This is a genomic window from Brevibacterium picturae, assembly GCF_900105045.1.
Taxonomy (GTDB): Bacteria; Actinomycetota; Actinomycetes; order Actinomycetales; family Brevibacteriaceae; genus Brevibacterium; species Brevibacterium picturae.
Genome location: NZ_LT629739.1, coordinates 3,028,123 through 3,040,555 on the forward strand (window position 1 = coordinate 3,028,123; position 12,433 = coordinate 3,040,555).

The following is a 12,433-nucleotide window of genomic DNA, read 5'->3' on the forward strand; positions in this document are numbered from 1 at the left end:
ATCTGTTCTGCGTGGGAAAGTTGAAGGGAGAGGTTCACAATGGACTGCACACGACTGGGAGAATCAGGCCTGTACGTGTCCAGATTGGCACTGGGCACCATCCCCTTCGGGTCCGGAGGAGGATTCGAGAAGATCGCAGGCCTCCGCAGCGATGACGCCGAACGTCAGTTCCACGAAGCACTGGACCGCGGAGTCAACTTCATCGACACGGCCAATCTGTACTCGGCCGGCGATGCGGAACGAGTCCTCGGCGAGATCATGGGCAGCAGACGCGACGATGTCGTCCTCACATCGAAAGCACGCATGCCGACCGGTGACGGGCTCAATGATTCAGGGGCCAGCCGGTACCACCTGACGCGTGCAGTCGACGACAGCCTGAGCCGTCTGCAGACCGATCACCTGGACCTGCTCTACATCCACCAGTGGGACGGGCAGACACCGATCACCGAGACGATCGCCACCGCCAATGAGCTCATCAGAGCGGGCAAGATCCGGTACTGGGGAGTGTCCAACTTCAACGGTTGGCAATTGGCGAAGACGGTGTACGAGGCGAAGTTGGCCGGACTCGAGGGCCCGATAGCCCAGCAGGTGTACTACACCCCCGAAGCTCGGGAGATCGAGTACGAGATCATCCCGGCTGCCCGTGATCTGGGTGTCGCGACCTTCGGATGGAGTCCGTTGGGCGAAGGGCTGCTCAATGGGAAGGTGCGACGCGGTGAGGCGACTCCTTCGGATACTCGGCAGGGGACGGGCTGGCCGGAGCCGCACGTCACGGATTGGGACCGCGCCTACGACCTGATCGAACTCTTCGGCGAGATCGCCGGTGACTTGGGATGGTCGATACCGCAGGTGGTGATCTCGTGGATCCTGGGCCGACCCGGCATCAACGGCACGGTCATCGCGGCACGCAGCTTCGAACACCTCAAGGAGGACCTCGACGCCGCGGAGCTGACCCTGCCACAGGATGCACGCGATCGCATCACCACCGCTTCACAGCTGCCTGCCTACTATCCTCTGTGGCACAGGATGATGACGGCCCAGGACCGACCAGAGGCGGTCGAGTCGGAGTACTGCGCCGAACAGCACGAACACGTCTTCGGTTTGCAGCAGTAGACACGATTGCCGCGCAGCGGGTCTTCGCATACATCGCAACGATTCAGTTGACAAGCCCTGACACACAGCCCTGAAGTCACTTATCGTGTGGGTCTCCGATGGTCTCGTGGAAACCACCTGATCATTCGGTGAGACACGAACCGCGCACCATGATCGACGACACAGACGGATGGTCCTTCGGGACCATGACCAATGCAGTGGAGGGAGACAGATGGATCTCAATATTCGTGGCCGCACAGCACTCGTGACCGGGGCGAGTTCCGGCATCGGGTTCGAAACCGCACGCGTTCTCTTGAACGAGGGTGCCACCGTCGTCATGACGGGCCCCGACCCCGACGAGCTCAAAGATGCCGTCGATCGGCTCTCCGCCTTCAAGGACAGTCTCTTCGCCTATGATGCCGACGTCACGGTGGCCAGTGCCGTCGACCGGCTCGCCGCCGATGTCGCCGCCGAGGTGGGAGACCTCGACATACTGGTCAACAACGCCGGCATCCACGGCGCAGGAGGCCTGTTCCATGAGATCTCTCAGGAGGGATGGGACCGTACCATCGATGTCGATCTCATGGGTCCGGTTCGCGTCACCCGAGCGTTCCTTCCCGGACTTCGCCGAGGCGGTTGGGGCCGAATCGTCTTCGTCTCGTCCGAGGATGCGGTGCAGCCCTATGAGGACGAGCTTCCCTAATGCGCTGCCAAAGCGGGTTTGCTCTCCCTGGCCAGGGGCCTGTCACGGACCTATGCCTCCGAAGGGGTGCTGGTCAACACCGTGTCCCCAGCCTTCATCGCGACGCCGATGACCGACGAAATGATGAGCGCACGTGCGAAGGAGCAGAATTCCACCTTCGACGAGGCGATCGCGTCGTTCCTGCGCGAAGAGCGGCCGTTCATGGAGCTGGGTCGAAGGGGCCGCCCGGAGGAGGTTGCCCATGTCATCGCTTTCCTGTGCTCGGATGCGGCCAGCTTCGTCAACGGATCCAACTACCGGGTGGACTCCGGCTCCGTCGCGACCATCTAGACCGTTCGAACAGTCGCGCGCATCAGACCAACAGGAGGAGCATTCGCCATGACACACTTCCAGTACATGATCGTCGGCGGCGGGATGGCTGCTGACGCCGCAGCCAATGGAATACGGGAACTAGATGCCGACGGCTCCATCGCCATCATCAGCGACGATGTCGACGAGCCGTACACACGGCCCGCTCTGAGCAAGAAGCTGTGGACCGATGAGGAATTCAGCGAAGCCGACAACTTCCTCGGTACAGCAGAGAACACAGGAGCACAGATCTATCTGCGCACCGAAGTCTCCGCGGTCGACGCCGACAGGAGGACCGTGACGACGGCAGAGGAGCGGTTCGAATTCGACAAGCTGCTGTTCGTGACCGGCGGGCGGCCGAAGTCCCTCGATCTCGAGGAGGGAGAACGAGTCATCTACTTCCGCAGCTTCGCCGACTACCGTCGACTGCGGGAATTCTCCGGTCGGGACCTGAACGTGGCTGTGATCGGCGGGGGCTTCATCGGCACCGAGCTGGCGGCGGCCCTCGTGCAGAACAGCACGAACACAACGTTGATCTTCGACGACGAGACCCTGGGCGCTTCGGTCTTTCCCTCCGATCTTGCCCGCAGCTTCCACGATCTCTATCAGAAACATGGGGTGAGACTGGTCGCTGGGACGAAGGTCTCCGGAGGCCGCTCCGACGCTGATCATGTGTCGCTGGACTACGGCGACGGTTCGCACGAATTCGATGCGGTGGTGGTCGGCCTCGGGATCGAACCGACGACGGATCTGGCAGAGCAGGCAGGGATCACGACGGACGACGGGATACTCGTCGACGAGTCGCTGCAGACTTCCCGGCCGAACGTCTATGCAGCCGGTGACGTCGCCCGATATCCTGACCGTCTCCTCGGCCGTCAGCGCGTCGAACACGTCGACAACGCGACCCAGATGGGGACCGCTGCAGGTCGGATCATGGCCGGCAGCGACGAGAGCTACACCCATACGCCCTACTTCTACACGAACGTCTTCGACTTCGGGTACCAGGCCGTCGGCACCTTGGATCCGAGTCTTCGCACAGTGGAGGACTGGGTGCAGCCCCATTCGGAAGGTGCAGTCTTCTATCTGGATGAGGGTGAGCGCGTGCAAGGCGTCCTCGTGGTCAATCGGAAGGGTCAGCTCGATGCGGCTCGCGAGATTCTTGCCGAAGACTGGGCCCATGCCCCGAGTGACCTCGTGCACCGTCTGACATCGGATGACTGAGTCGCCTGCGGGGAAGCGAGACCAATGACTGAGTCTGGTCGGAGGAGGGTAGCCGCGCAGCGGCGACCCGCGTAGCCTCGAACCAGACTCAGTTCCTCGTCTCCAGGAGGTCGACATGCAAGCAGTTGGATTCCATCAACCAGGTGAGCCTGAGGTGCTGGAGGTCGTTGACCTGCCGACGCCGTCCCCGGGCACGGGGGAGGTTCTGATTCGCGTTCATGCGGCGTCCGTCAACCCCACCGACACCATGCTGCGCAGCGGCACGCGTGTTCGCGGGGGCAAAGATGAACCCGAGCTGCGCGTGCCCGGTATGGATGCCGCTGGTGTCGTTGAGGAGTTCGGAGACGGCGTTGAGACCGATCTCAAAGTCGGCGACCCTGTGATGGCAGTCCTCACGCCGACAGGGACTCACGGGGCGTATGCGGAACAAATCGCCGTGCCCATCGAATCAGTCGTCCGCGCTCCGCGCGGATTCGACCACCGTCAGGCGGCCACGTTGCCGATGAACGGACTCACAGCACGTTTGGCACTGGACACTCTCGGACTTGACAAGGGCAGCGTGCTGGCAGTGACTGGCGCAGCCGGCACGATGGGCGGTTACGCGGTGCAACTGGCGAAAATGGACGGGCTCACCGTCATTGCTGATGCCAAAGAGTCCGACGAGGAACGTGTCACCGGGTTTGGAGCCGATCTCGTGCTCAGCCGAGGCGACGACTTCCCTCAGCTCATACGAGAGCGGTACCCCGATGGCGTGGATGGTGTGATCGACGGCGCTCTCATGCTCGAGAAGATCGCACCGGCGGTCAGTGACGGAGGGAGCGTCATCACGGTGCGCGGCTACGCTGAATCAGGCGAGCGTGGCATCACATTCACACCCATCTGGGTCGTCGACTATGCACGAGAACATGCGAAACTCGATGAGCTCCGCCAAGCGGCTGAGAACGGAGCGGTCACTCTGCAGGTGGCCGAGACATACTCCAAGGACCAGGCACCGGCAGCACATCGTCGTTTAGAGGCGGGCGGCGTCCGCGGGCGACTCGTCCTGACATTCTGACCAGCTGCAGACTCCGGGGCCAGAGGCCGACGTGCCCCGTTCGCGGATAGACCCAGCTTCAGGGATCGATCACGCGCTCGTCGCTGTCGTGTCCGGGAGACAGATCACCGACATCGGACAGCCGCAGGGGAGCGAAAGACCCAGTTGTCTCGACCGAGACCACCTGCGCCGTGACTCCGACGTGGTCTCCTCCGTCGTCTGACATCACGATGCGCTTGACCAGCATTCGGTTCGGCAGAGCTCGGAGGAGGGGCACGCCGTCTGTGGTCGTATCGACATCGAGTCCGGAGAACTTGTCCGTTTCCTCGCCGGTGAGAGCGCCGAAGTGCTCTGCGACGGCCAGGTCCTCGGCAGTGAGGAAGTGCACGGCGAAATGAGTGGACCGCAGGCTCACCCGATAGGTGTGGTTGGCCTTCGACAGCCAGAAGCAGTAATGCTCGGGTGAGATGCTGGACTGCGAGTGGAATCCCACCAGGCAGCCCGCCCGTTCCCCCTCCGCCGAGGTGGTGACGACGATCATCGGGGAATCGGCTGAGGACATGAGATCGTCGATAGACCCTTCGCTCATGGTTCGGTCTCCTCACACATGATCGATCAATGGGATGGTGGCCTGACCAGGCTTTCCCGTAGCTCCGGGACTGACTCCGGCAGCAGAAGCGATGCGGCGCGTGCCGAGAACTCCATCTTGGCAGTCTACGAAACTCCGGCTCGACCCGCTAGTGCTCTGTTTCGGGCAGGCCGGAAGGTATAGGCTCGATGACATGCTGGACGTCCTGCCCGCCGCGCAGCAGCGGCTCTTCGACCCGGAGGAACCACAGGACATCGCGGTCGCCACCATCATCGGAACCGAGGGATCAGTGCCTCGGCCGGTGGGCACGTCCATGTTGGTCGATGCCGCAGGTGCGATCCACGGGTCGCTCACCGGAGGCTGCGTCGAAGGTGCTGTCCTCGATGCCTGTCGGCAGGCGCTCGACTCCGGACTCTCCACGGTGCAGCGATTCGGGTACAGCGATGACGATGCCTTTGCCGTCGGGCTGATGTGCGGCGGCAAAATCGATGTGCTCATCCAAAGCTTCAGGGCGGGCTGCTCCAGTCTGCGGCAAGAAGCCGGTCGGAGCGATCAGAGCCTACGTGGGAGCGATCAGAGCACACGTCACAGCGTCCCGATCGCGATGATCATGAGATTGCCCGCTGCGACTCATGAGGAGTTCCTCGGCCCCTGTGTCATCAGCAGAAATTCTCTTGAGTTCGACGCCGAACGGGACGCAGCTTCTCTTGCCGCCGGACTTGCCGGGGTCGTGCCGCCGTCGGTCCTCGATACTGCGGTCCGGCGTGCGGAGTCAATGATCCGCAGCGGGCGCACGGGCAGCGTCCGTGTTGCTCCGCCAGAAGACGAATACGAGCCGATCGAACTCTTCATCGAAACTCGAACGCCGCCGGCCCACCTGGTCATCGTCGGAGCGAACGCCTTCGGACAGGCGCTGGTGGAAGCCGCCAGGCCCCTGGGTCATCGCATCACTCTGTGCGATCCCCGCCCTGCCTTCACCGATCCGACGTCGTTTCCCGGCGCCGAGGTGGTCCGAGCCTGGCCGCACCGCTTCCTCATCGAGGCTGCCGAAGCAGGTGAGCTCGATGAGCGCAGCATGATCTGTGTGCTCAGCCACGACCCGAAGGTCGACATTCCCACCCTGGCCCACGCACTTGGGCTCGACATCGCCTATGTGGGGGCAATGGGCTCACGACGCAGCGACCGAGACCGACGTCTTGCTCTGCAGGAGGCAGGAGTCGACAGCGAAGCGCTGGCTCGACTGCACTCTCCGATCGGTCTCGACCTGGACGCGCTGACCCCCGCCGAGGTGGCCGTTTCGATTCTTGCGGAGATCCTCACCGTCCGCGGCGGCCGGAACCAGGCTGCGCCCCTCAGCGGCCGGACGCAGGTCGCGCCCCCGAGCCGCGCGACACGTGACCGGCCCCATGATTGATCGTGTCGAACACCGTGCGGCCGTTGCCGTCACTTCCGTCACCGCCTCGGCCATCGCCGCGGTTGTCATCGTCACTGCAGTGGCGGGTGGAGCGATCCAGAAGCTTCAGACGGTGAAGGTCGGCGGGTACATCGATGTCTTCGCCGTCGTCGAGGTCGCTGCAGTCGACCAATTCCACGATGTCGCGGTGCGCGGTGAGCAGCTGGCGAGCACCGACGTCATCATGGGCTACGGCGACCACCTCGGCGGTCCATATCGCATCGAAGACGACAGGGTGGCCCCGGCGCAGCTGCCCCTGCTCGTCCCGGTGCGCGGCTGCGGTGATCGCCCCCGGACGATGGGCTGCGATGAGGCGTTCGACCTCCTCTGCACAGATGCCAGGTCGGTCGACGGGTGTCACCAGGACATCGGTTCCGGGGCCGATGGTCTGCAGTCCGCACTGCAGCGAGGAACCCATTCCCTCGGCCCACCTCCGGTTGCGGGCCACCCGGACCTGATCCGACCCGCGCAGAATGGTGGCGACCTCCTCGGCCCCGGCACCGGTGACGACCGTGACATTGCGGCATCCTCCTGAGAGGAGGGCGTCCACGAGGCACTCGACGAGGGTGCGGCCGTTGCCGCGCAGCAGTGCCTTCGGTCCCAGACCCAGTCGTCGACCTGCGCCGGCAGCGAGGACCAGCCCGACCGGGCCCCGACCGACGGCGGATCCGGTCATCGGCCCCTGAACGCACTCAGGAGCAGTCTCCGTGGTCATCGGGCCAGGCCCAGCTTCGCCGTCATCGCGACAGGTGCAGACTTCGACGCGATCGCGGCGGATCGGGCTTCGTCGTCATTGCGGCAGGAACGCGTCGCCGAAGAGCGGCAGATCACGCACCCGTACGCCGGTGGCATTGTAGGCGGCATTCGCGAGCGCCGCGGCAGCGCCGACGATGCCGATCTCACCGATGCCGCGGGCACCGAGTGGACCCGCCAGCGGATCGTCCTCGTCCAGCCACGCTGCCTCAATATCAGTAATATCGGCGTTGACGGGAACGTGATACTCGGCGAAGTCGTGGTTGACGACGTGGCCGAATCGCGGATCGAGTTCGCCCTTCTCATGGAGAGCCATTCCCAGCCCCATGGTCATCCCCCCGATGAACTGTGAGCGAGCGGTGCGCGGGTTGACGATCCGTCCGGCGGAGAACATCCCGAACATGCGATTCACCCGGATCTCTCCGGTGGCGGCATGGATGCGGACCTCGGCGAAATGAGCGCCGAAGGAGTGCAGGGCGAACTTCTCGGCTGCCGGATTCGCCTGCGCTTCGCCCTGTGACTGTGCTCCGGTCGCGGGATCGGTTCCATGCTCGGCCCGAAAGTTCTCTGTCGCAGCGATGACGGCGGCGCTCCAGCTCGCCAATCCGGTGGAGCCGCCGGCGACCGTTGCGTTGGGCAGATCGGTATCGCCGATCTGAAGCTCCACCTGGTCAATGGGCACCTGCAGGCAGTCCGCAGCGACTTGGGTCAGGGCAGTCCACGTGCCGGTGCCCAGGTCCGCCGCACCGATGGCCACCTCATAGCAGTCGGACGTTCGGCGGATGCGCGCGACGGAGCCGGGCTGCCGGCCCGCCGGATAGGTGGAGGAGGCGACCCCCAGGCCGATGAGCCAGCCGTTCTCCCGCCGAGAGCGCGGTTGAGCGCTGCGGCGATCCCAGCCGAAGCGCTCCGCTCCCTCCCGCAGACAGTCCACGAGACGGCGCTGATTGAAGGGCATCCCGGTGTCCGGGTCGGTGTCCGGGTCATTGCGCACTCGCAGCTCGATCGGGTCGATTCCGGTGGCGACGGCGAGTTCGTCCATGGCGATCTCGAGTCCGACCATTCCCGGGGCCTCTCCGGGGGCTCGCATCCACGAGGGCACAGGCACATCCAGAGGAACCACACGCTGGGTGAGGCGGCGATTGTCGCCTGCGTACATCATGCGTGCCGGCTTCGTCGCCTCCTCCGGAAATTCCTTTGTCTGCGACGACATCGAGACCGCATCGAAGGTGAACGCGGTGATCGTGCCATCGGCGCGTGCGCCCAAGCGGATGTGCTGCAGGGTCGGTGCCCTGTAGCCGGTGATCGAGAACATCTGCTGCCGGGTCACGGCGTACTTCACAGGACGTCCCGGCACCGCTTCGGCGGCGAGTGCGGCGAGCATCATGTCGGCATGGGGGACACCCTTGGAGCCGAAGCCCCCGCCGACGTGCGGGGAGACGATGTGGATCCGGTCCGGTTCCAGCCCGAGGATCGGCGCCAGCGTCGACCGTGTGGGGTGAACGCCCTGAGTCGAAGTCCACAGGGTCAGCTCGCCTCGGTCCCAGCGGGCGATGGTGGTGTGCGGCTCCATGGGGTTGTTGTGCTCCATCGGAGTGCTGTATCGCTGATCGACACGGACGTCAGCCTCGGCGAGGGCCGAATCGACGTCTCCGACGGTGACATCGCCTCCACCGGACTCAGGAGTGCGGGAAGCAGGATGGTCCTCCCGCAGCTCGACATCGTGATCGTCCTCCACATAGCTGATGATGACGAGACCGGCGGCATGGCGGGCCTGCTCCGGGGTGGTGGCGATGACGCCGCCGAGGTACTGTCCGCGGAATCCGATCTCGGGAGAGCGCAGGATCGCCAGTTCCCCGTCCTCCGTGCTGTGCAGTTCGGGCGCATTGTCGTGGGTGAGCACATGCACCACTCCGTCGACCGCCTCGGCTGCGGAGGTGTCGATGTTCGCTGTCCGGCCCCGTGCGATCTGTGCCTGCAGAGGATAGAGGTACAGCGGATCGTCGACCGGGTGCTCGTACGCATAGGGAGCACGACCTCGCACCTTGTCCGGGCCGTCCAGGCGCACCTGCCGGGTGCCGATGGCCGAGGTCGTCAGCAGGTCACTCATGAGCGTCCTCCAAGTTCTCGTCCGGCTCCGTCTCCGGGGCTCCCGTCAACTCGGTCAGTACTGTCGTGATGGCACCGCGTGCCATCACGACCTTGAAGCGGTTGCCCTCCACGGGCTCGGCGGCTTCGAGCTCAGCGTCCGCCGCGCGCAGAAACGTCTCCTGATTCGGCTCAGCACCCCGCAGCACAGCCTCGGCGGCGCCTGCACGCCAGGGTTTGTGTGCGACACCGCCCAGGGCGATGGCGGCCTCGCGGATCACCGGCTTCGGCCCCGAGTCGTCGACGTCGACCATTGCGGCGACCGAGACCAGGGCGAACGCATAGGACGCGCGGTCTCGGATCTTGCGATACGTCGAACGACCGCGGCGAGGGGGAGGGAGTTCGAGTGCGGTGATGAGGTCGCCGTGCTCAAGGACCGTGTCCTGCTCGGGATGATCTCCCGGCAGCCGATGGAGCTCACTGATCGGAATCCGACGCTGCCCACGAGGACCGAGGACGACGACCACGGCATCGAGGGCGGCGAGGGCGACGGCCATGTCGGAGGGATGGGTTGCCACGCAGTCAGGTGACGCGCCGAGGATCGCATGGTAGCGGGTGTAACCGCCGATGGCCGAGCAGCCGGAGCCGGGTTCGCGTTTGTTGCACGGAGTCGACGTGTCCTGGAAGTACACGCATCTGGTGCGCTGGAGCAGATTCCCGCCCATGGTCGCTGCGTTGCGCAGCTGACCGGAGGCCCCTGAGAGCAGGGCTCGTGAGAGCATCGGGTAGTCGCGTCGGACTCGCGGGTCGGCGGCCGCGTCGCTGTTGCGCACCATCGCCCCGATGCGCAGCCCTGCGCCGTCGAGCTCCTCGACGTGCGCGAGGTCGAGGCGATTGATGTCGACGACCAGCCCCGGCTCCGTGACGCCGAGCTTGAGGTGATCGACGAGGTTGGTTCCGCCGGCCAGGAACACCGCGTCCGGCCGTTGGGTGAGCACGGCGACGGCCTCAGCGGTGTCGGTGGCGCGTTCGTAGTCGAAGGGATTCATCGCGACTCCTCGGCTGCGTGGCTGTCCATGGCCGTCTGGCTGTCCGCGGCCGCCTGGCCGACGGCCGCGACGATGTTGACGTAGGCTCCGCACCGGCACAGGTTGCCGCTCATCCGCTCGCGGATCTCCTCGGCGGACAGATCGACGGGAGCCTCCAAATCGTCGGTGACCACGCTCGGCGCGTCATCGGCCGCTTCTCGCAGAACACCGGCGGCCGAGCACACCTGGCCGGGGGTGCAGTAGCCGCACTGGAAGGCGTCCTGTTCGAGGAATGCTCGATGCAGGGTGGACAGCTCGCCGTCTGCGGCCAGGCCGTCGGATGTCGTGATGTCGGCAGTGTCATGGGTCAGCGCGAGCGCCAGACAGGAATTCAGCCGACGGCCGTCGACCAAAACGGTGCAAGCGCCGCATTGTCCATGGTCACAGCCCTTCTTGGGAGACATCACCCCCAGCCGGTCCCGCATTGCATCGAGCAGAGTGGTTCGGGGGTCCACGGCCAGTGTGTGCTTCTGACCATCGACGGTGAGGTTCAGCGAGTGGTCCACGAGGGTCGCCTCCAGACAGCGTTGTCGACGTGTGACAAACCTACCCCCACCGCGAGAGGCGGACAAGGGGTGTGCTGGGGCGACACCAGAATGCGGGTCGCCTCGGGTCGGACGTGAGTTAGAGTGACAATTGGTCAGCATCATTGCGGGCCGCCGAATGCCACCATCTCCAGCCGGCACTCATCTGCGAAGGAGAACCGATGTCACGAATCCTCGTTCGCATCTGGCGCCGCTACCGGGATACGCCACTCTTTGCGAAGATGACCGGCGGTTTCGTCCTGGGGTTGATTGTCGCACTGGTCTTCGGGCAGCAAGCACAGGTTCTGTCACCGATCGGTGACATACTGCTCAACCTCCTGCAGCTGGTCGTCATCCCCATCATCATGTTGACGTTGATTGATGCGGTCAACAGCACGCGGTCCGGAAGTCTTGTCAGGGTCGCCTTCAAGACTTTCGCGTTCTATCTGATGACGACTGTTGCCGCCGTCGTCATCAGCTTGGCTCTGGCGCTGCTGGTCAACCCGGGGACGGGGCTTCAACGTCCCGAGAAGGGCACAGAGACGCCCGATCCTCCGTCGTTCATCGACCAGCTCGTCGGAATATTTCCCGAGAACATCTTCCAGGCCCTGGCCGATGGCAAGATCCTCGCACTGATCTTCGTCTCCATGATCGTCGGCCTCACGATGGCGGGTATGCGCCGCTCGTCCGATTCGACGATCTCAGACTTCGGGACGCTGCTGTACAAATTCGTGCTGGCCGCCAAGGAAATGACCTTCCGCATCCTCGCCGGAATACTCCAATACGCGCCGTTCGGTATCTTCGCTTTGGTTGCCAGCGATATCGGCAGCCAAGGATTCGATGCACTGGCAGCCCTGGGCAAGCTGACCGGCGTCGTCTATGCAGGCCTTGCCGCACAGATTCTCCTGGTCTACATTCCGCTGCTGGCGATCAATCGGATTCCGATCGGCGGGTTCTTCCGTGTCGCCGGCGAGCCGATGGCCACCGCTTTCACCACTCAGAGCAGTTCCGGCACTATCCCCGTGTCGCTGAAGGCGACGAAGAACGCGGGCATCCTCCAAGAGGTCTCAGGCTTTGTGATCCCCCTTGGAGCGACAATCAACATGGACGGCGCTGTGATTCGCCTCGGAGCCTCGGTAGTCCTGGCCGCCAATATCGTGGGACATGACATGTCCATGCTCGAACTCGGCGCAATCGTTCTCACCGCCACGTTCGTCTCTATCGGTACGGCGGGAGTTCCCGGCGCCGGGCTCATCGGGCTGACGATCCTGTTGCAGCAAGCCGGTCTGCCGCTCGAAACCGTCGCGTTGGTCGCCGGTGTCGACGTCATACTCGGAATGGGAGCGACGATGCTCAACATCACCGGCGATCTTGTCGGAGTCCATCTCATCGACAAGAGTGAGAAGAAGCGCGTCAGCAGGGAGCAACGCGCAGCTTCGAAGCCTGCGGACGGTTCCTCGTCGTAACTCGGTCCGACATCGGTCCCTCCTTGCAAATTCGCCCATCTACGATGCCGAGCGTGCCGCGAGCCCGCCTCAGGA

General features: G+C 64.3%; 10 protein-coding genes and 1 pseudogene. 6 read left to right on the top strand and 5 right to left on the bottom strand.

What is annotated here, in order from left to right; all coding sequences use genetic code 11:
* The first annotated feature begins 39 nt into the window (after nt 1-39).
* From BLT92_RS13900 to BLT92_RS13915, 4 genes and pseudogenes are all read left to right on the top strand, one after another.
* Nucleotides 40-1,113, top strand: coding sequence for an aldo/keto reductase (locus BLT92_RS13900; RefSeq protein WP_092106472.1), 1,074 nt, complete (start codon nt 40-42; stop codon nt 1,111-1,113).
* A 211-nt stretch (nt 1,114-1,324) separates the two neighbouring features.
* Nucleotides 1,325-2,125 (top strand): annotated as a pseudogene (locus BLT92_RS13905) (SDR family NAD(P)-dependent oxidoreductase).
* A 48-nt stretch (nt 2,126-2,173) separates the two neighbouring features.
* Nucleotides 2,174-3,364: an NAD(P)/FAD-dependent oxidoreductase gene (locus BLT92_RS13910; RefSeq protein WP_092106474.1), complete on the top strand. Its 1,191-nt coding sequence runs from the start codon at nt 2,174-2,176 to the stop codon at nt 3,362-3,364.
* Nucleotides 3,365-3,479: 115 nt separating this feature from the next.
* The gene (locus tag BLT92_RS13915; protein WP_092106476.1) at nt 3,480-4,418 is read left to right on the top strand and encodes an NADP-dependent oxidoreductase; all 939 of its coding nucleotides are present in this window, start codon (nt 3,480-3,482) and stop codon (nt 4,416-4,418) included.
* A gap of 58 nt (nt 4,419-4,476) precedes the next feature.
* On the opposite strand, the gene BLT92_RS13920 is transcribed toward BLT92_RS13915, so the two are convergent.
* Nucleotides 4,477-4,986, bottom strand: coding sequence for a flavin reductase family protein (locus BLT92_RS13920; RefSeq protein ID WP_092106478.1), 510 nt, complete (start codon nt 4,984-4,986; stop codon nt 4,477-4,479).
* Nucleotides 4,987-5,179: 193 nt separating this feature from the next.
* Between BLT92_RS13920 and BLT92_RS13925 the strand changes: the two genes are divergently transcribed.
* Nucleotides 5,180-6,400, top strand: a complete 1,221-nt coding sequence (locus BLT92_RS13925) for an XdhC family protein (RefSeq protein WP_092106480.1) — start codon at nt 5,180-5,182, stop codon at nt 6,398-6,400.
* On the opposite strand, the gene BLT92_RS13930 is transcribed toward BLT92_RS13925, so the two are convergent.
* The 4 genes from BLT92_RS13930 to BLT92_RS13945 form a co-directional block, all read right to left on the bottom strand.
* On the bottom strand, nt 6,339-7,154 hold the full coding sequence (locus BLT92_RS13930) for a nucleotidyltransferase family protein (RefSeq protein WP_331712206.1): 816 nt from the start codon (nt 7,152-7,154) through the stop codon (nt 6,339-6,341). The genes BLT92_RS13925 and BLT92_RS13930 overlap by 62 nt on opposite strands.
* Before the next feature lie 75 nt (nt 7,155-7,229).
* A complete protein-coding gene (locus BLT92_RS13935) occupies nt 7,230-9,302 on the bottom strand; it encodes a xanthine dehydrogenase family protein molybdopterin-binding subunit (RefSeq protein WP_092106484.1) in 2,073 nt (690 codons plus the stop codon).
* Nucleotides 9,295-10,329: an FAD binding domain-containing protein gene (locus BLT92_RS13940; RefSeq protein ID WP_092106486.1), complete on the bottom strand. Its 1,035-nt coding sequence runs from the start codon at nt 10,327-10,329 to the stop codon at nt 9,295-9,297. Before BLT92_RS13940 ends, BLT92_RS13935 begins: the two co-directional genes overlap by 8 nt.
* Nucleotides 10,326-10,874: a (2Fe-2S)-binding protein gene (locus BLT92_RS13945; protein ID WP_092106488.1), complete on the bottom strand. Its 549-nt coding sequence runs from the start codon at nt 10,872-10,874 to the stop codon at nt 10,326-10,328. The genes BLT92_RS13940 and BLT92_RS13945 overlap by 4 nt, the downstream gene beginning before the upstream one ends.
* 200 nt (nt 10,875-11,074) lie before the next feature.
* Between BLT92_RS13945 and BLT92_RS13950 the strand changes: the two genes are divergently transcribed.
* Complete coding sequence (locus BLT92_RS13950) at nt 11,075-12,358, top strand: dicarboxylate/amino acid:cation symporter (protein ID WP_092106490.1); 1,284 nt, start codon at nt 11,075-11,077, stop codon at nt 12,356-12,358.
* The last annotated feature ends 75 nt before the right edge of the window (nt 12,359-12,433 follow it).